General features: G+C 64.8%; 17 protein-coding genes. 7 read left to right on the top strand and 10 right to left on the bottom strand.

All coding sequences use genetic code 11. The annotated features are described in order from the left end of the window. Positions 1-21 precede the first annotated feature (21 nt). From hemL to hemE, 8 genes are all read right to left on the bottom strand, one after another. Entirely contained in the window at positions 22-1,344 is a 1,323-nt protein-coding gene (gene hemL, locus Y703_RS0115225) for a glutamate-1-semialdehyde 2,1-aminomutase (protein WP_026553396.1), read from the bottom strand. 5 nt (positions 1,345-1,349) lie between these two features. After that, positions 1,350-2,327, bottom strand: coding sequence for a porphobilinogen synthase (hemB, locus tag Y703_RS0115220; RefSeq protein WP_026553395.1), 978 nt, complete (start codon positions 2,325-2,327; stop codon positions 1,350-1,352). A 33-nt stretch (positions 2,328-2,360) separates the two neighbouring features. Further along, on the bottom strand, positions 2,361-3,281 hold the full coding sequence (locus Y703_RS0115215) for a uroporphyrinogen-III synthase (RefSeq protein WP_026553394.1): 921 nt from the start codon (positions 3,279-3,281) through the stop codon (positions 2,361-2,363). Further along, positions 3,278-4,231, bottom strand: coding sequence for a hydroxymethylbilane synthase (hemC, locus tag Y703_RS0115210; RefSeq protein WP_026553393.1), 954 nt, complete (start codon positions 4,229-4,231; stop codon positions 3,278-3,280). Before hemC ends, Y703_RS0115215 begins: the two co-directional genes overlap by 4 nt. After that, positions 4,228-5,442 carry a ferrochelatase gene (locus Y703_RS0115205; protein WP_026553392.1) on the bottom strand — a complete coding sequence of 405 codons (1,215 nt, stop codon included), beginning with the start codon at positions 5,440-5,442 and terminating at the stop codon, positions 4,228-4,230. Before Y703_RS0115205 ends, hemC begins: the two co-directional genes overlap by 4 nt. Continuing rightward, the gene (gene hemQ / locus Y703_RS0115200; RefSeq protein ID WP_026553391.1) at positions 5,439-6,155 is read right to left on the bottom strand and encodes a hydrogen peroxide-dependent heme synthase; all 717 of its coding nucleotides are present in this window, start codon (positions 6,153-6,155) and stop codon (positions 5,439-5,441) included. Before hemQ ends, Y703_RS0115205 begins: the two co-directional genes overlap by 4 nt. An 89-nt stretch (positions 6,156-6,244) precedes the next feature. After that, positions 6,245-7,696: a protoporphyrinogen oxidase gene (hemG, locus tag Y703_RS0115195; protein WP_026553390.1), complete on the bottom strand. Its 1,452-nt coding sequence runs from the start codon at positions 7,694-7,696 to the stop codon at positions 6,245-6,247. A 2-nt stretch (positions 7,697-7,698) separates the two neighbouring features. Next, positions 7,699-8,760 carry a uroporphyrinogen decarboxylase gene (hemE, locus tag Y703_RS0115190; protein ID WP_026553389.1) on the bottom strand — a complete coding sequence of 354 codons (1,062 nt, stop codon included), beginning with the start codon at positions 8,758-8,760 and terminating at the stop codon, positions 7,699-7,701. Positions 8,761-8,950: 190 nt separating this feature from the next. On the opposite strand from hemE, the gene Y703_RS0115185 reads away from it, so the two are divergent. Continuing rightward, positions 8,951-10,276, top strand: a complete 1,326-nt coding sequence (locus Y703_RS0115185; RefSeq protein WP_026553388.1) for a glutamyl-tRNA reductase — start codon at positions 8,951-8,953, stop codon at positions 10,274-10,276. Between the two features lie 25 nt (positions 10,277-10,301). On the opposite strand, the gene moeB is transcribed toward Y703_RS0115185, so the two are convergent. After that, entirely contained in the window at positions 10,302-11,474 is a 1,173-nt protein-coding gene (moeB, locus tag Y703_RS0115180; RefSeq protein ID WP_026553387.1) for a molybdopterin-synthase adenylyltransferase MoeB, read from the bottom strand. Between the two features lie 140 nt (positions 11,475-11,614). Here moeB and Y703_RS0115175 point away from each other — a divergent pair, with 140 nt between their 5' ends. From Y703_RS0115175 to Y703_RS0115160, 4 genes are read left to right on the top strand one after another with little or no spacing between them, the layout of a single operon-like run. Further along, the gene (locus Y703_RS0115175; RefSeq protein WP_051427648.1) at positions 11,615-12,235 is read left to right on the top strand and encodes a TetR/AcrR family transcriptional regulator; all 621 of its coding nucleotides are present in this window, start codon (positions 11,615-11,617) and stop codon (positions 12,233-12,235) included. A 53-nt stretch (positions 12,236-12,288) separates the two neighbouring features. After that, complete coding sequence (locus tag Y703_RS0115170; RefSeq protein WP_026553385.1) at positions 12,289-12,513, top strand: DUF3107 domain-containing protein; 225 nt, start codon at positions 12,289-12,291, stop codon at positions 12,511-12,513. A 28-nt stretch (positions 12,514-12,541) separates the two neighbouring features. Next, positions 12,542-12,844 carry a hypothetical protein gene (locus Y703_RS0115165; RefSeq protein ID WP_026553384.1) on the top strand — a complete coding sequence of 101 codons (303 nt, stop codon included), beginning with the start codon at positions 12,542-12,544 and terminating at the stop codon, positions 12,842-12,844. A gap of 21 nt (positions 12,845-12,865) precedes the next feature. Next, positions 12,866-14,329 carry a protein adenylyltransferase SelO gene (locus Y703_RS0115160; RefSeq protein WP_026553383.1) on the top strand — a complete coding sequence of 488 codons (1,464 nt, stop codon included), beginning with the start codon at positions 12,866-12,868 and terminating at the stop codon, positions 14,327-14,329. 32 nt (positions 14,330-14,361) lie between these two features. Here Y703_RS0115160 and Y703_RS0115155 read toward each other — a convergent pair whose 3' ends face one another. Beyond that, a complete protein-coding gene (locus Y703_RS0115155) occupies positions 14,362-15,093 on the bottom strand; it encodes a ferritin-like fold-containing protein (protein WP_026553382.1) in 732 nt (243 codons plus the stop codon). 98 nt (positions 15,094-15,191) lie between these two features. On the opposite strand from Y703_RS0115155, the gene Y703_RS0115150 reads away from it, so the two are divergent. Together Y703_RS0115150 and Y703_RS20275 are read left to right on the top strand one after the other, a co-directional pair. Further along, complete coding sequence (locus tag Y703_RS0115150) at positions 15,192-16,694, top strand: RNB domain-containing ribonuclease (RefSeq protein ID WP_026553381.1); 1,503 nt, start codon at positions 15,192-15,194, stop codon at positions 16,692-16,694. 268 nt (positions 16,695-16,962) lie between these two features. After that, positions 16,963-18,386: DEAD/DEAH box helicase (locus tag Y703_RS20275; RefSeq protein ID WP_035765509.1), on the top strand; the 1,424-nt coding region annotated here is incomplete at its 3' end.

Raw genomic sequence — 18,386 nt, 5'->3', positions numbered from 1 at the left:
GGGGCGTTTTTTGGTCGCTGATCAGGCGCCAGTCGCGGTTGCGGCCGCAGCAGCTGCGGCAGGCAACGCCTCGTAGATCCGGTTCATCGCTGAGTCGTCGTGGGCGGACGACAGGAACCACGCTTCAAAGACCGACGGCGGCAGGTAAACCCCCGCGTCCAGCATGGAGTGGAAGAACGGCGCGTACCGGTAAGACTCCTGCGCCAGAGCATCTGCGTAGTTGTGAACACCGCCCGACGACGTCCCGAACGCAACGGAGAAGAGGTTGCCGGCGCGCTGGATGGAGTGATCGACGCCGGCACTGTCCAGTTCAGCTGACAGCGCTGTGGATAGCGCCAGGGAGTTGGAATCGATCTGGTGGTAGACCTCGGCTGTCGCGTTGGTCAGCTGCGCGACCCCAGCTGCCATTGCCAGCGGGTTCCCGGACAGGGTACCAGCCTGATACACCGGTCCCAGCGGGGCGAGGTGGTTCATGACATCCTCACGGCCACCCAGCGCCGCAGCGGGTAGCCCGCCCCCGATCACTTTCCCAAAAGTCAGCAGGTCGGGCGTCCAGGGTTCCTGGGCGTCCTTGGCTCCTCCGGTAAGGCCCCAGTATCCGCCGGGCCCCACCCGGAACCCGGTGAGGACCTCATCGACTATCAGAAGCGCTCCATGCGTGGCGGTGATCCGTGACAGCCCGGCGTTGAACCCGGGGCCCGGGGTGACTACTCCCATGTTGGCCGGTGCGGCCTCGGTGATGACAGCCGCAATGGAATCGCCGTGCTGGGCGAACGCCGCTTCCACTGCAGCCAGGTCGTTGTAGGGCAGGACAAGGGTTTCCGCTGCCGTCGCGGCGGTGACCCCGGCAGATCCGGGGAGCGCGAGGGTCGCCAGGCCCGAGCCAGCGGCGGCAAGCAGGGAATCCAGGTGCCCGTGGTAGCAACCAGCGAACTTCACGATCAGGTTGCGCCCAGTGTAACCACGCGCCAGTCGGACGGCCGTCATCGTCGCTTCGGTGCCGGTGGAGACCATCCGCAGCCGCTCAACAGCTGGCACCCGGTCCCTGACCAGCTGTGCCAGATCTGCTTCCGCCGGCGTCGATGCGCCAAAGGAGAGGCCGTTGCCGGCAGCTCGATGCACTGCGTCCAGCACCGCCGGGTGCGCATGCCCCAGCAGCGCCGGACCCCAGGAACAGACCAGGTCAACGTACTCCCGCCCGTCGGCGTCAGTGACGTGGGGGCCATTGGCTGACACCAGGAACTGGGGTGTGCCACCGACCGAGCCGAAGGCCCGAACCGGTGAGTTGACGCCGCCTGGCATGAGGGTCTGTGCCCGGGCGAAGAGTTCTTCTGAAACGGTCATGTCTGTTACTCCTTCAGCCAGCCGGCAAGTTCGGCGGCCCAGTAGGTCAAGATGATATTCGCCCCGGCACGTTTGATGCCGAGGACTGATTCTTCGATAGCTCGACGACGGTCGATCCAGCCATTGGCGGCGGCGGCCTCAATCATGGCGTACTCCCCCGAGATCTGGTAGGCACCGACCGGCACCGGCGAGTGTGCTGCAACATCGGCGAGAATGTCCAGGTAGCTCATGGCAGGTTTGACCATCACCATGTCAGCACCTTCCTCCAGATCCAGCTCGACCTCCAGAAGCGCCTCGCGACGGTTCGCGGCGTCCATCTGATAGGTGCGCCGGTCGCCCTGCAACTGCGAATCCACTGCTTCACGGAAGGGTCCGTAAAAGGCCGATGCATACTTGGCGGCGTACGCCAGGACAGCTGTCTCCTGGTGCCCGGCCTCTTCAAGGGCCTGCCGGATGACTGCCACCTGACCGTCCATCATGCCGGAGGGGCCAAGGACGTGCGCCCCGGCGTTGGCCTGGGCGACTGCCATCTCGGCGTACACCGCCAGCGTCGCATCATTGTCAACAGTTCCATCCTCCGAGAGCACCCCGCAGTGCCCATGATCGGTGAATTCGTCGAGGCAGACATCACTCATAATCACCAGGTCATCGCCTACCTCGGACCTGACATCGACGATGGCCCGGTTGAGCACACCGTCCGGGTCCACTGCCGCGCTGCCTGTCGCGTCGCGGTGCTTGGGCACACCGAACAGCATGATGCCGCCGACACCAAGTTCCACGGCTTCTGCCGCCGCACGCTTCAATGACTCGGCGCTGTGTTGCACTACCCCGGGCATTGAGGAAATGGGATGCGGGCTCGAGAGTCCTTCCCTGATGAAGGCTGGCAGCACTAGCTCGGCGGGGCTGAGCCTGTGCTCGGCGGTCAGTCGACGCAGTGCGGGGGTGGTCCGCAACCGGCGGGGCCGGTGGTGGGGGAAACTCATGGTGCTCCTTCTCTCTTGCCTAGCCTGTCACGATCACTTGTTGTTCCGCACCGCAGCCGCGATAGCGTCAGCGATGCCCACGGGAGTGGGTTCGGCGGCGACCGCTGCGACGGGGATGCCACATCGTGCCGCCTCGTCGGCGGTACTGGCACCAATCATTACCGCAGCGACCCCGGCCGGGAGGTAGCCACCCGCGTCTGTCAGTGTTCCGTCCGACAACAGGCGCACAGTGCTCGGTGAAGTGAAAACCACTGCGTCAACGTCGCCAGCAGTTGCCGCTGCCCAGAACTGGCCCCGATCAAGCTCAACCAAAGTCTCGGCTGCCGGTAAGTCGCGGGAACCCGACGATCCTGGCTCCTGCGCCACACCAGCAGTGATCCGACGCGCCGGGTCGGCCGGGAGCGCCACGGTCCGGTACGCAGTAACGCACTCAAGGTCCCACCCCTGGTCGGCGAGTAGCCGCTCCACAGTGTCGTTGGCACGATCCGCCTGCGGCACCAGGACGCGTCCGTCCGGCGGCAGCTCGCTGAAGGCAGCGGCCAGTCCTGCTGCCGAACTCTGCTTGCCGATTCGCCCAGGGACCAGATCCACACGAAGGCCCTCAGCGAACAGCGCGTCGGCGGTGGCTTCCCCCACCGCCGCGATCTGGGTGCCGGGGTGAATCGCAGCGGTCAGGTGGGATCCCCGTTCGGCCACCCTCTGTTTCAGCGCCCTGATGGTTGTGATGCTGGTGATGACGAGCCAGCTGAACCCTCCCCCGGCGAGGCTTTCGAGGGAAGCATCGAACGCTTCGATATCCTCGGGGGTCTCGAAGTCAATCAGGGGCAGAAGCCGCACATCCGCTCCACGGGAGTGGAGTTCCCAAATCATCGGCCCCGACCTCTCGGCCGAGCGCAGAAGAACCACCCGGACGCCGTCGAGCGGCAGGGTACCCGGTGACGGGGCTGGGTTCATCCGACGGTGAGCGGTGCGATGGCCGCGGCACCGGCCTCGAGCAGGTCCTCTGCGAGCCCAACGCCCACCGCATCGGCGCCGTCAACACTCAGGTCCGCACCGGAACGGGCCAACCGGAGCAGCTTCGTCCCATCGAGGCTGCACACCACGGCCGTTAACCCGATGACGCCGCCCCGAATAGTGGCCAGCGCACCGATCGGGGCGCTGCACCCCGCTTCGAGCCGCCTCAGGACCGCCCGCTCGGCGGTGACCGCCAACCGGGTGGTGGTGTCGTCGTATGAGTTCAGCGCAGCGGCGAAGGAGGAGTTTCCTGCATCAGTTGACCTGCACTCGACGGCGAGCGCACCCTGCCCGGGTGCGGGCAGCATGACGGCCGGGTCGATGAGTTCGGTAATGACTTTCTCACGACCCAGCCGGAACAGCCCGGCCGCGGCCAGCACCACGGCGTCCAGATCGCCGGGACCCGACTCGGTCAGTCCGGCGACCCGCCCCAGCCGGGTGTCAACGTTGCCCCTGATGTCGATAACTGTCAGTCCCGGCCTGGCGGCACGAAGCTGAGCGGCGCGGCGCGGGGACCCGGTTCCCACTGTTGATCCGTCGGGCAGGTCCGCCAGGGTCAGCCCGGCACGGGCGCACAGGGCGTCACGGGTGTCGGCCCGGACAGGGATGGCAGCTATGGACAGTCCCTCGGCTGCAGCTGTCGGGAGATCCTTCAACGAATGGACTGCCAGATCGCAGCGGTCATCGAGCAGCGCATCGCGCAGCGCAGCGACAAAGACACCCGTCCCCCCGATCTGTGTGAGCGACCCCTTGTGAACGTCGCCCTCCGTGCGGATCCGCACCAGTTCGTGCTCAGCTCCGCTGAGCTCGCTGATCCGCTCGGCGACCGTGGTGGTCTGGGTGAGCGCCAGCGCGCTGGCCCGGGTGCCCACCCGCAACGGCTGGGTCACGAGGCTGGAGCTGTCCCTGGCAGACCGACTGTTGAATCGGCTGCAGCGACAGTCGGTTTGGGACCCCGGCGGTTGGCACAGCAGTTGGGCCGGCACACATCGAACCATGGTCCGAGGTTGGTTGCGGCTGGCCGGTCAGTGATGTTGTTGTCGACTGTGCGTTCGCAGACCAGATCGATCAGCCCTGCGACGAACTTGTCATGGGTGCCGGGGGTGGGCACCCGCTCGGCGATGACCCCAAGATCGGCGCACGTCTCAAGGGCCTCGGTGTCCAGGTCCCACTTCACTTCCATGTGGTCGCTGACGAATCCCAGCGGAACGATCACCACGCCCTTGGTGCCGGCGACCGCGAGATCCTTGATCGCATCGTTGATATCCGGTTCCAGCCACGGCACGTGCGGTGCACCCGACCGTGACTGGTATACCAGCGACCAGTCCACACCGGTGGATTCCGGAACCCGGTCGAGGACAGCCTGTGCGGTAGCCAGATGCTGGGCGACGTAGGCGCCCTCTGCGTAGGCTGGGCCACCATCGGCTTCCCCGTCGACGCGGGGCCCGGCGGCGTCGGCGTCACCGGTGGGAATTGAGTGGGTGGCGAAGAGAATGTGAATTGGGGCGTCGGCCGCACCGCTCTCACTCAACTTCTGGCGGAGCCCCGCCAGTCCGGCTGTGACACCTTCAACGAATGGTTCAACGAAGCCGGGGTGGTCAAAGTACTGCCTGACCTTGTCCACCTCAAGCTTCCCGTCGAGGCCGGTTTCAACCAGGGCCACGCCCAGATCCTCCCGGTATTGACGGCAGCTCGAGTAACAGGAGTAGGCGCTGGTGGTAACCGTCAGCACCCGGCGGTGTCCGGCGTCGTACGCCTCCTGCAGGGTGTCAGCGATAAATGGAGCCCAGTTCCGGTTTCCCCAGTACACCGGCAAATCCATGCCGCGACTGGCCAGTTCAGTCTCCATGGCAGCCTTCAGCGCGCGGTTCTGCGAGTTGATCGGGCTGATCCCGCCATTGGCTCTGTAGTGGTGCGAGACTTCCTCGAGCCGCTCGTCCGGGATCCCCCGGCCCTGCGTGACATTCCGCAGGAACGGAATGACATCCTCCTGCCCCTCGGGTCCACCGAAGGAGGCGAGCACAATGGCGTCGTAATTCTTCGGCTTCATCCGACCGTTGTCGTCCACACCGTCGAGCGGGTGAAATGCCTGACTGGTCATAGGAGCACCTCTGCAATCCCGGCGGGATCAATCCGCCGTCCGGTATAAAAGGGAATTTCGTCACGCACGTGCCGCCGGGCCTCGGTCTCCCGAAGATGACGCATCAGATCGACGAGGTCGACCAGCTCCGGGGCCTCGAGGGCAAGGATCCACTCCCAGTCGCCGAGAGCGAAGGAGGAGACCGTGTTGGAGAGGACCTGCGGATAGTCGCGGCCCTTCAACCCATGGTCGTACAGCATTTCCCGGCGCTCTTCGGACGGCAGGATGTACCAGTCGTAGGAGCGGACAAATGGGTAAACACACACCCATTCGGCTGGTGCCACGCCGCGGGAGAAGGCTGGAGAATGGCTCTTCGAGAATTCGGCGGCCCGGTGGACCCCCATGGCCGACCAGACGATCTCGGCAGCCGCAAACTCGCCTGTCCGACGGATTTTCCTGACGGCCGCCTGCAGAGCTTCGGGGTGGGCACCGTGCAACCAGACCAACACATCGGCGTCCTCGCGCATCGCCGAGACGTCATAGAAGCCCCGCAGCGTTACGCCGTCAGCGTCGAGGGATGCCAGAACGGCATCGAGTGATCCAGTGGCTGACGCGTGGGTGACGGCACTCCGTTTGAACACTGTCCAAAGGGTGAAGAACTGCTCAGCCGCGGCGTCGCCTGCGGTGGCCGTTGAGGGATCCTGCGTGTGCTCCGTGCGGGTTTGCTCACTCATGGTACTAGTCTGCCCCGCGGTGAGGAACAAACCGAAATTTAGGGTTCTACTGTGTGTAGAAAGTCGCGAAGATCACAGACCCGCGGGGATCACTGGCCCGCCGGGGCGAGGCGGTCAGCGAGCGCCCTGGCCCGGACCCGGGCATCATCGACAACGGCCACCAGGCCGGTTCCGGCCAGCCAGGCGCCAGTGATTTCAAGGTTGCGTTCAACCGCTGCAGCGGCCCGGACCCGTGCCACCAGATCCCGGTGCCCCACCGAGGCGTGCGGCAGGGCTCCGTTCCAGCGGACAACGTTCCAACCCACCACGTCGGCGTCGTCGATGCTGGTCTCGAGGAGAGCTGACGCATCGGCGAGCGCTGCACTGTAGAGGCCGGCGTCGTCGGCCGCCTCGCCGCCTACCTCTCCTGCTCGTCCGTACGAGAGGCGCAGCACATGGGAGCCCGGCCCCGTTTGCTCCGCGAGCCAGGCCCACTTTGCTGTGGCGTGGGTGAGTGCTTTGGCACTGACCCCTTCAGCCCCAGCAGAAACCAGAACCCCGGTGCCCCGTGGGTGTGCGTCGAGTTCCGGCACGTCGACGACGAGTGTCACCAGGGCCACCCCCGGCACAGTCTTGGGGCGGTCGGCGACCAGCCGCGGCAAGGAATCACCCAGCAGGTCAACGGCACCCGGTCCGTCAACTGCCATCACGAGGGCATCAGCGGCAAGGGCGGACCCTGCGGTGGTGACCGTCCAGCCTGCCCCTGACCTGTTGATGGTGAGGACGTCGCTGTCCGGCCTGAGGTCCGCCCCGCTGGCGCGAAGTTCAGCGGTCAGGACGCGGGTGAGCTGGGCCATCCCCCCGCTCAGTCCACCAACTGCTGAGCCGGCCGGGGCTGCAGCGCGCATTGCCCCCACAGCTGCACCGAGGGAGCCATGCTTCTTCATCGCCTTGCGAAGGCCGGGAGCCACCGAATCAACATCCAGGTCATCCGGGTCTGCTGAGAACACACCTCCGACCACCGGCGCCACCAGGCGCGTCAGAACGTCCACGCCCATCCTGGCGCGCACCACCTCGCCCAGGCTCACGCCGTCGTCCTTGTACAGGCTGCCCAGCGGGAGCACCTTGTCGAGAGAGGCCCGCAACGCCCCGGCACGGCCAATCGCGCGCACAATCTCCGGGTCGAGCACATCGGCCGGGATGCCAAGGATGCCGCTGCGGGGCAGTGGCATGGAGCTGTGTTGCGGGTCCTTCCCGGGAAAGCGGATCCACGCGCCAACCGGGTTCGGAGTGACCAGTTTCTCGCCCAGTCCGAGTTCCCGGGCGAGGTCGGGAACCGTGTCGGAGCGGGTCGAGTAGGACTCGGCTCCGCTGTCCAGTCTCAATCCGGCGACCTTGTGGTCAGCGACGCAGCCACCGAAACCCGCTGAGCGCTCAAGGACCGTCACGGCAAGCCCGCGGCTGACCAGCTCGCGGGCGGCGATCAGCCCGGCCATGCCGCCGCCGATCACGACGACGGTTTTGGCCGCCGGCGTCCGGGGTGCGCTGCTCCGGTGCGGCATGGCTACGGTTCCACCGAGTGGATCAGTTCAACTATGCGGGTCAGGACCGCGGGATCGGTGTCCGGCGGGACACCGTGGCCGAGATTGACCACGTGACCAGGGGCCGCTGACCCCGCCTTCAACACGGCGAGCACGTGGGCCTCAAGCACCTCCCAGGGCGCTGACAGCAGAGCGGGATCGATATTGCCCTGCAGCGGTACCGCGCCACCGAGTCGGCGGTTGGCCTCGTCCAGGGGCAACCGGTAGTCGACTCCCACCACATCCACACCGACGTCGTGCATGGCCACCAGGAGCTCTGACGTCCCGGTGCCAAAATGAATCAGCGGCGCGCCGAGGTCACGCACGAAGTCCAGTGCCCGGCCCGAGGCCGAGGCAACATGCGCCGTGTAGTCGGCCAGCCCCAGGGAACCCGCCCACGAGTCGAACAGTTGGGCAGCACTCGCTCCGGCTTGGAGTTGGGCCTTCAGGAACTTCCCGGAGGCGTCAGCTGCCCAACGGGTCAGCGCACCCCAGGTCTCGGGATCGGAATGCATCATAGTGCGCGGTCCGAGGTGGTCGCGGGAGGGTTTGCCCTCGACCATGTACGCCGCCAGCGTGAACGGAGCACCAGCAAACCCAATCAAGGGGGTGCTCCCCAGTTCGGCTACCGTGAGGGCAACCGCCTGCCGGATCGGCTCCAGCGCCTCGTCGGTGAGCTCAGGCAGCGCGGCGACGTCGGCTGCGGTCCGGACCGGTGTCCCAAGCACCGGTCCAACACCAGGAACGATGTCCACGTCGACGCCGGCCAGCTTCAGCGGGATGACAATATCGGAGAAGAAGATGGCAGCGTCGACGTCGTGCCTACGGACCGGCTGAAGCGTGATCTCGGACGCCATCGCCGGGTCCAGACAGGAGTCGAGCATCCCTGTGCCCTGCCGCAACAGCCGGTACTCAGGGAGGGAGCGGCCAGCCTGACGCATGAACCACACCGGGCGTCGACTGGGTCGCTCGCCGCGGTAGGCCGAGATGAGCGGCGAGGACGACGTCCGGCCGTCTACCAGAGGGTGTGTTGCACTCAAAGTCATATCTCGATTGTGCCCAAGATCCGGCGGTTTGGGTTAACCCGCTCTGCGCCGGGGCAGTCCAACCGCTGCGTATTGGTCCGCAAGGTGGCGAACCTCACCTCGTTTCGGGCTCCATAACCCGCTTGTTGTCAACTAACTTAGGCGAACCTATTCAGGTCCTTGAACCAGATTTCGCTATGCTTGTCGGGCTGTGGTTTTACTATCTCTGGTTGCAACCCATTCCGATGTGGACTTGGAAACCGTCGCCCGACTCAGCGTCGGCGCCGACCAAGTCGCATCAGCTGTGCTCGCTGATGGGCCGGCCGTCTCTGGTGCGGTTACCCTCGCCACCTGCAACCGCCTCGAAATCTACTGTGATGCCGCTTCCACCGACGACGTCGAGGCCGCACGCTCCGCAGTCATCGCCCGGATCAGCGGGCTGTCAGGACTCCCCGAAAGCTGGGTCTCTTCAGCGTTCACTACCCGCACCGGCGAGGAGGTGGCCCGTCATCTCTTTGCTGTCGGGGCTGGCCTCGACAGCGCGGTGGTCGGCGAACGGGAAATCGCCGGCCAGGTGCGCCGGGCACTGATCGAGTCCCAGGCCAACGGCACCACCAGCGGCCCACTCGTCCGGCTGTTCCAGGAGGCCTCCCGCACCGCCAAGGATGTTGGGGCACAAACGGCGTTGGGCAGTCAGGGCCGGTCAATCGTCTCGGTAGCACTGGAGCTCGCAGCAGACCTGTCGCTGACCCGGGAGTTTGCCGACAAGTCTGTGGTGGTGTTCGGCACCGGCGCCTACGCGGGTGCCACGATGGCCCTCCTGAAAGAAAAGGGCTGCACTGAAGTGTCGGTTTTCTCCTCGTCCGGCCGCGCCGAAGCCTTCGTATCAACCCGTGGAGGCGAGGCGCTCACCCCAGAGAACCTGCCCGTCGCCCTGGCAGGGGCGGATATCGTGGTCGGCTGCAGCGGCAGCGACAACCGGGTGGAAGCCGACGACGTGGAACGGGTCCGCGCTGATGTGGACAAGCCGCTGATCATCGTCGACTTGGCCCTGAGCCACGACTTCGACCCGGCGGTAGGCTCATTGGACAATGTTGAGCTGATCACCCTTGAGTCGGTCAGGCTTGCTGCACCGAGTGAGCAGGCTGCCGCGCTCAGCCAGGCCAGCTCACTGGTGTCCGACGCGGCCCGGACCTTCCAGGAACGCCAGGACTCACGGACGATGGACACTGCGATCGTCGCGTTGCGGAAGCACACCCAGCAGGTACTCGAATCGGAGATGCAGAAGGTCAGGGCCCAGCACGGCTGCACCGCTGCGGCCGAGGAAGTGGAGTTCGCGCTCCGCCGGATGGTGCGCCAGCTTCTTCACGTGCCAACGGTGCGCGCCCGCGAACTGGCCGCCGAAGGCCGCCAGCAGGACTACGCAGCTGCGCTTGAAGCCCTGTACGGCATCGACCTCGCCATACCAGCCGGGCAGCCGGAAGAAGCGGGCTGCCCGGTACGGCAGGTTCCGCCAGCCACCGGCACTGCGTACTAGCTCACCGCCCGGCGCCCTGCGACGGTTAGTACACCGGTTTGTCCGGTTCGATCTCCCGCACCCACTCAAGGATCCCACCGTCCACGTTGTAGACCCGTGAGTGTCCCGCCGAGCGCAGGTGCTGCACCACGTCGGCCGAACGGCTCCCAGCTTTGCAGTGCACGTACACATCCTTGTCCGTGCTGACCCGTTGTTCCCCAGTCAGCACCGAGTTCCTGGGCATCAGGGTGGCACCGTCAATACTGACGATCTCGTGCTCACCAGGTTCCCTCACGTCGATGAGGTCGAAGTCCAGGCCCCCACTCGCCCGTTCCCGCAGCAACCGCTCGAGCTCATGAACACTGACCGACGGCACGGCGCCCGCTGGCTCACCAGGCAGGCCGCAAAACTCCTGGTAATCGATGAGCTCGGTTACCGGCTGCGCCTCCGGGTCCCGGCGGACCCTCACCTCCCGCCAGGTCATCTCCAACGCATCAAAGATCAGCACCCGCCCCAGCAGGGAGACGCCGGTACCGGTAATCAGCTTGATTGCCTCATTGACCATCACTGACCCGATCTGCGCGCAGAGGACGCCGAGCACACCGCCCTCCGCGCAGGAGGGGACCGATCCGGGCGGCGGAGCATCGGGGTAGAGATCGCGGTAGCTGGGTCCATGTTTGGCCCAGAAGACGCTCACCTGGCCCTCAAATCGAAGGATTGAACCCCAGACATAGGGTTTGCCAAGCATCTCGGCGGCGTCACTCACCAGATAGCGGGTGGCGAAGTTGTCTGTACCGTCAAGAATCAGGTCATACCCAGCGAAGATTTCCAGTGCGTTGCTGTTGTCCAGCCGGACTTCGTGACGACGGACGGTCACCAGCGGGTTCAGCTCAGCAATGCTCTGCGCCGCCGACTCAGCCTTAGACTGGCCGACATTCGACACCCCGTGGATGATTTGCCGCTGCAGATTCGAGACATCGACGACGTCGTCGTCGACAATCCCGATCGTCCCGATCCCCGCGGCCGCGAGGTACAACAACGCGGGCGAACCCAATCCGCCGGCGCCGATCACCAGGACCCGGGAGTTCTTCAGCCGGTGCTGCGCTTCCAGGCCAAACCCCGGGATGATCAGGTGGCGGGAGTAGCGTTCAGTTTCTTCACGCGACAGTTCAGCCTGGGGAGAGACGAGGGGGGCGAGCGCCGATTCATGTGAGCTCATGCCTCAAATGTATGCCTGGTGAACCTCCCCGTGCCAGCCGTGCGAGCCTCAGGGTTACCGATGGGTAAACTGGAGGCTGATCCTCTGGGCCACTTCCTTGTGAATCGGTCCGCCACCACCGACCGAAGGCCAGACGAAGCGTGAGCGCAGGAGAACCGACGAGCGGCAAAGCCACGCGACTGCCACGGGACGAGCGGCGGCGTCAGCTGCTGAGCGCTGCGCACGAGGTGTTTGTCGCCAACGGATACCACGGTGCTGCGATGGACGAAATCGCTGAGGTCGCCAAGGTTAGTAAACCGGTGTTGTACCAACATTTCCCTGGTAAACGGGAGCTCTACCTGGCGCTGCTGGAGAACCATCTTGGCGAGTTGACCGGCCTACTGGTTGGGGCCCTGCAGTCCACCACTGACAACAAGTTGCGGGTCCACGCCACCATGCGGGCCTACTTCCAGTTCATCGCGCAGGATAGCCAGGCCCACCGGCTGGTCTTCGAGTCCGACCTGTTCAACGATCCTGACGTGAGCGGCCGGCTTGAGGAGTTCAATGCGCGGTTCGCCGACGCCATCGCTGGGGTAATTGCTGAGGACACCCGCCTCTCCCACCTTGAGGCAACGCTCCTCGGCCACGGTCTGGCTGGCATGGCGCAGGTCAGTGCGCGCTATTGGCTGGAGACCGACGGGTCCATGGACATCGATGCTGCGAGCGAGCTGATCTACCGTTTAGCTTGGCGCGGAATCAGTCGCTTCCCCAAGGAAATCTAGAGTAAGTTCCAGTGAGGGCATAGCCCCACACCGCTATATCAGGAGGAACCGTCGTGGAAATTAAAATTGGTATCCAGAACGTCAACCGCGAGATCGTTCTCGAGTCCGAACAGACCGCCGATGAGGTCGCGGAAATCGTTGCGAAGGCGATGAACGGTGGCGCCGAACTTCGTCTTGCCGATAGCAAGGGACGCCACGTCATTGTCCCCTCGAATGTCCTGGGCTATGTGGAAATCGGTGCCGAAGAGTCACGCCGGGTAGGTTTTGGAGCGCTTTAGCTCGTCAGAACGGTGAGCGGGGGCGAGCATGCTGGCGCTGATGGTTGTCGCTGCGGCGACGCTCGTGATCGGCTTCGCCGTGCGCTTTGCGGACCGCAGGCATCAGCGATACGGTGCCTTGATCCTGCCGCTCATCGCCGTCGGCTTCGGCATGGTGGCATGGGTCGCCCTGCAATTTACTGGGCTGGGCTACAATCCAGAGCTATTCTGGCTGAGCTGGCTGCTTCCCATCGTCGCATCGGCGGGTGTTTGCGTGGCGGCGGCCTGGTGGCTGGGGCGGCACCGGGAAACAGGTGAGGCTGAGGCTCTCAGGAGAGTTTCGGACACCTAGCACCGGCTGTAGGCTCACTAGATGAGTGTTTCACCCCAGCTTTCCCTCACGCTCGACGACCGCTTTTCGCGGGAACTCAGCGAAATGGCTATCCCCTGGCGGGCAGAGGAAGCGCCGGACGCGCGGCTACTTATTCTCAATGATCGACTGGCGGCAGAGCTAGGTCTTGACCCTCCTGCGCTGCGGGGCCCCGAGGGCCTGCGTCTGTTGACCGGCAATCTCGTCCCCAACGGTGCCACCCCTGTGGCGCAGGCCTACGCGGGACACCAATTTGGTGGATTCTCTCCTCGTCTTGGGGATGGCCGCGCGCTCCTGCTCGGTGAAATCACCGACCCCTCCACCCGCGTGCGCGACCTCCACCTCAAGGGTTCGGGGCGGACTCCGTTTGCCCGCGGCGGTGACGGGCTCGCGGCAGTAGGACCAATGCTTCGCGAGTACCTCATCAGTGAGGCTATGCACGCCCTCGGCCTCCCCACGACCCGCTCTCTCGCGGTGGTCGCGACCGGCAGATCAGTCCGACGCGAGACCCAGCTTCCGGGCGCAGTTTTGGCCCGGGTGGCCAGCAGCCACCTGCGGGTGGGCAGCTTTCAGTATGCTCAGGCCACTGGCGACGTCGGCCTCCTTCGTCGTCTCGCCGACCACGCAATTGCGCGCCATTGCCCCGAGGCAGCTGACGCAGTTGAGCCCTACCTTGCCCTGTTCCAATCGGTGCTGGCCGCTCAGGCATCGCTGGTGGCCCAGTGGATGCTGATCGGCTTCGTTCACGGTGTCATGAACACCGACAACATGACGATCTCCGGCGAAACCATCGACTACGGCCCCTGCGCGTTCATGGAAGCGTTTGACCCAGCGGCGGTCTACAGCTCAATCGACGAGGGCGGCCGGTATGCGTACGCCAACCAACCCGTAGTGGCCGAGTGGAACCTCGCCCGGCTGGCAGAAGCCCTGCTCCCCCTCCTCCACGACGACCAGGAGCAGGCCGTCAGGATCGCCACCGACGAGCTGGGGATGTTCCGGCAACGGTACGGCGACACGTGGTCAGCCGGGATGAAAGCCAAACTCGGATTGTCAGGGCACCAGAGCGACGAGCTAATCCTGCCCCTCGTCGATGACCTACTCGCGCTCCTGACGACCGGTGGGGTGGACTACACGGCGTTCTTCAGGAGCCTCTCCGGTGCCGCCGGGGGTGAAACCGACGACGTGAGGACACTCTTCGCCACTGACGAGGGGCTGGATGCGTGGGTGCAGCGCTGGAAATCTCTGGGACCGGACGCCGCCGCTATGGACAGGACCAACCCTGCCTACATCCCCCGCAATCACCTGGTGGAGGAAGCTCTCACCGCTGCGACAGCTGGTGACCTCGAGCCATTCGACCAGCTGCTGACCGCTGTGACTTTACCGTTTGAGGAACGTCCCGGCCTCGAGCGCTACACCGCCGGCGCACCAGGTGACTTCGGCGCCTACCGAACCTTCTGCGGCACCTAGGACGCAGTGCAGCGGCCCCGGCAGTCAGCCCGCTAGGCGGTAAGACCGAGCTGACTCATCCGCCGGGAATGGTTGCGGGTCAATCGTGAGAACAACAGCAGAGTCTCCTTTTCCTGGTCATCCTCAGCCCCGGCGAAGAGAAGCGAGCCCAGGAACTCCCGCTCGATGCCAATTCGCTGCGCCTGGGTGAGCGCTTCGCCGACCAGCCGCCGCCCCCAGAGCGCCAGCCGCGAGGCCAGCCGCGGATCGTCGGCGAGCGCCGCCCGCAGTCGTTCCTGCAACAGCTGGCCCTGCTCATCAGCGGATTGGACTCGGCTGATCAGTTCCCGGGTTGGCTCATCCAGACGTCCGGCAAGCGCGGTGTAGAAATCGCCAGAGATCGCGTCGATCACATACGCCTTCATCAGTGATTCGTACCAGTCAGCCGGTCGGGTCCGCTCATGGAATGAGTCGATAGAGGGTTGGAAGGGAGTCATGGCAGTCTCCACGTCTACCCCCAAGGCCGCAAGGTGGGCGCTGACCATCTCAAAGTGTTCGAATTCGGTGACAGCCAACCGGCCGAGCGTGGCCCGATCATGCAGCGTCGGCGAGAACCGTGCGTCAGAGGACAGCCGTTCAAAACCTGACAGTTCGCCGTAAGCCATCACCCCGAAGAGGTCAACGATGAACCGGGCATAGCGAGGGTCGGAGGGAAGCTGGGGCTGGTCCGCGGCAGTTGCCCCATCGGAGGCCTGCGCGGATCGGGACGACTGCAGTGAACTCATGGGGTCAAGGGTACCGGTGCCGGAACGTCAGGCCCGAAGGCACCGGGGCGTCGCCGCCCTCCACCGACGTCCGAGCCCGGTGTATTACCGTTGGGGTTGTGCCGTACTCGCATCTGGATTTGTCGAATCGGAATTCGCAGCTGCAACTGACCCGTGCCCTGCATCTCCTTCGCGAAGAGCTGGGGCTTGAGGCCGGCTTCCCACCCGATGTCCTCGCAGAGGCCAGGCAGGCCATCGCCCAGCATTCCCGGCCGACTACCGATCTCACCGAGTTGGGCTTCATTACGATTGATCCGCCGGGGTCCACCGACCTGGATCAGGCAGTCCATCTTGAGCGCACCACGGCGGGGTACCGGGTCTGGTACGCGATCGCTGACGTTCCAGCGTTCGTCACGCCGGGCGGTGCCATCGATCGGGAAGCCAGACGGCGCGGTCAAACCGTTTACGCACCGGACGGCCGCATTTCGCTGCACCCTGAACTCATTTCCGAGGACGCAGCGAGTCTGCTGCCCGGGCTGGTGCGGCCGGCCTATGTGTGGCAGTTCGATCTTGACGAGACCGGGGCCGTCCAGGACATGGACCTGCGGCGTGCCCTCATCCGAAGTCGTGCACAACTGACCTATGAACAGGTCCAACGGGATATCGACTCCGGTGGAGCCCCCGAGAACCTGGTCTTGCTGAGGGAGGTAGGGCTGCTGCGCATCGAGCTCGAACGACTCCGCGGCGGAGCGAGCCTGAGCCTTCCCGAACAGGAGATCGCCAACGACGGCGACCGGTACTTCATCCTCACCTCACCTCCCCTCCCCGCCGAAGCTTGGAACGCACAGATATCGCTCCTGACGGGAATGGCAGCGGCCCAGTTGATGATCGACGGGAAAATTGGCGTGCTCAGGACCATGCCACCGCCGGATCAGGAATCAGTTGCACGTTTCCGCCATCAGGCACGGGTGCTCGGTAAACCGTGGCCGGAGGACATGGCGTACGGGGAGTTCCTGCGTGGCCTCGACACCACCGAGCCGCGGCAGCTGTCCCTGATGCATGCGGCCGCGTCGCTGTTCAGGGGCGCTGGCTACACAGCGTTCGACGGCGATCTGCCCGCCGCCATGAGTCAGGCAGCCATCGCCGCCCCCTACGCCCACACCACGGCTCCCCTGCGACGGTTGGTAGACCGGTTTGTCCTCGTCATCTGCGCCGCCCTGTGCGAGAACACCGAGGTCCCAGGGTGGGTGCGGGACGCCCTTCCCGAACTGAACTCGCTGATGAACTCCTCCAACCAGCTGTCGTCCCGGATGGAGCGAGGTGCTCTTGACGCCGTCGAGGCAGCGTTGCTGAGCAATCTGGTGGGTCAGGAGTTTGACGCAGTAGTGATCGCCGGCTCAAAGCCACCCAACGGAAACACTCCCGCCGATTACATCCCGGTGGGCACCATCCAGTTGGCCGATCCAGCCGTCGAGGCCCGGTGTGAGGGGAGTCTTCTCGCCGGTGAGAAAGTCCGGGTGCGCCTGGTCCGCGCCGACATTGCCGCCCGAATCACCCGCTTCGAACTGATCAATGGCGCACCAACTCCCGGCGTGTCGGGCACCGCCGCCGGGGCAGGGTAGAGTTTACTGCGTAGTAATGGATGCCCGGTCGTACTCATCATTTCCTGATTAGTTACCCCTGACCCGCAAGTACCTACGCGATCTTGAGTTCTTCTTAGCCGGCAGGATTCACTCGAATCCCCGGCCTGCAGTTGTAAGCCCGCGATCGGCTTCCACTGGACGCCATGCGCCTGTTCCTCCGGGCTGACCACAGGTCAGCCACCCGTTGAGATCCAGCAGCCGTACGGCCTAAATGAACGGTATTTAATTGAACACTGAAGACACCCAGGTGCAAGACACCCACCATCTCCACGCTGACAACAGCGACGACGAGATCTTCGTTGAGGAGACACTGGTTACCACCGAGGAACCTCACAAAGAGGCCGAGGAAACGTTCGCGGACTTCAATGTCCGTCCAGATATCGTTGAGTCCCTCGCTGACGCCGGCATCATCCACCCTTTCCCTATTCAGGCGATGACGCTGTCAATTGCTCTGGGGGGACACGACATTATCGGCCAGGCCAAAACCGGCACCGGCAAGACCCTTGGCTTCGGCATCCCTGCGCTGCAGCGTGTTGTTGCGCCAAAGGACGACGGCTATGACCGCCTTCCCGTGCCGGGAGCACCCCAGGCACTGATCGTGGTGCCAACCCGCGAACTCGCAGTCCAGGTGGCCGGTGACCTGACGACAGCTGCCAAGAAGCGTCACGCACGGATCGTGACCATCTACGGCGGACGGGCCTATGAGCCCCAGATCGAGGCACTCAAGAACGGGACCGAAATTGTGGTCGGCACCCCGGGCCGCCTCATCGACCTGTACCGGCAGAAACTGCTCTCCCTCGCCAACGTGAAACTCGTTGTGCTCGACGAGGCCGACGAAATGCTTGACCTTGGCTTCCTCCCCGACGTCGAGACACTGATCGCTGGAACCCCTGCCGTCCGGCAGACCATGCTGTTCTCAGCCACCATGCCCGGCCCGGTGGTAGCGATGGCACGTCGCTACATGACACAGCCCACCCACATCCGCGCGGCTGACCCTGAAGATGAGGGCATCACCAAAAAGGACATCCGCCAGGTCATCTACCGTGCACACAACCTCGACAAAGCCGAGGTTGTGTCCCGGATCCTGCAGTCCCGCGGCCGCGGCCGCACCATCATCTTCACCAAGACCAAGCGCACCGCCGCCAAACTGTCCGAGGAACTGATTGACCGCGGTTTCGCTGCCGGGGCCATCCACGGCGACCTGGGCCAGGGCGCCCGCGAGCAGGCCCTCAGGGCCTTCCGCGGCGACAAGATCGACGTCCTGGTCGCCACCGAAGTGGCCGCCCGCGGTATCGACGTCGACGACATCACCCACGTCATCAACTACCAGTGCCCCGAGGATGAGAAAGCCTATCTGCACCGCGTCGGCCGCACCGGCCGGGCCGGGAAGAAGGGCACTGCCGTCACCTTCGTTGACTGGGATGACATGCCCCGCTGGGGATTGATCAACAAGGCCCTCGGCCTGGACTCCGCCGAGCCCGTTGAAACGTACTCCTCCTCACCCCATCTTTACGAAGATCTGGACATCCCCAAGGGCACCAAGGGCCGGCTGCCCCGCAACAAGCGGACCCTCGCCGGCATCAACGCTGAAACCCTTGAGGATCTCGGCGAGACCGGCAAGAAGCACCGGGGGGCATCCGAAGCGCAGGGCGCCAGCCGTTCGCGCGGCTC

It is taken from the genome of Arthrobacter sp. H20 (genome assembly GCF_000520515.1).
GTDB lineage: Bacteria > Actinomycetota > Actinomycetes > Actinomycetales > Micrococcaceae > Arthrobacter_D.
This window is presented reverse-complemented; position numbering and strand designations above follow the sequence as displayed.

What these genes read in the sequence shown, in the direction of transcription:
- hemL (WP_026553396.1), bottom strand. Translation starts at nt 1,344, where the DNA reads ATGACCGTTTCAGAAGAACTCTTCGCCCGGGCACAGACCCTCATGCCA.
- hemB (WP_026553395.1), bottom strand. Translation starts at nt 2,327, where the DNA reads ATGAGTTTCCCCCACCACCGGCCCCGCCGGTTGCGGACCACCCCCGCA.
- Y703_RS0115215 (WP_026553394.1), bottom strand. Translation starts at nt 3,281, where the DNA reads ATGAACCCAGCCCCGTCACCGGGTACCCTGCCGCTCGACGGCGTCCGG.
- Y703_RS0115205 (WP_026553392.1), bottom strand. Translation starts at nt 5,442, where the DNA reads ATGACCAGTCAGGCATTTCACCCGCTCGACGGTGTGGACGACAACGGT.
- hemQ (WP_026553391.1), bottom strand. Translation starts at nt 6,155, where the DNA reads ATGAGTGAGCAAACCCGCACGGAGCACACGCAGGATCCCTCAACGGCC.
- hemG (WP_026553390.1), bottom strand. Translation starts at nt 7,696, where the DNA reads ATGCCGCACCGGAGCAGCGCACCCCGGACGCCGGCGGCCAAAACCGTC.
- hemE (WP_026553389.1), bottom strand. Translation starts at nt 8,760, where the DNA reads ATGACTTTGAGTGCAACACACCCTCTGGTAGACGGCCGGACGTCGTCC.
- moeB (WP_026553387.1), bottom strand. Translation starts at nt 11,474, where the DNA reads ATGAGCTCACATGAATCGGCGCTCGCCCCCCTCGTCTCTCCCCAGGCT.
- Y703_RS0115165 (WP_026553384.1), top strand. Translation starts at nt 12,542, where the DNA reads ATGCTGGCGCTGATGGTTGTCGCTGCGGCGACGCTCGTGATCGGCTTC.
- Y703_RS0115160 (WP_026553383.1), top strand. Translation starts at nt 12,866, where the DNA reads ATGAGTGTTTCACCCCAGCTTTCCCTCACGCTCGACGACCGCTTTTCG.
- Y703_RS0115155 (WP_026553382.1), bottom strand. Translation starts at nt 15,093, where the DNA reads ATGAGTTCACTGCAGTCGTCCCGATCCGCGCAGGCCTCCGATGGGGCA.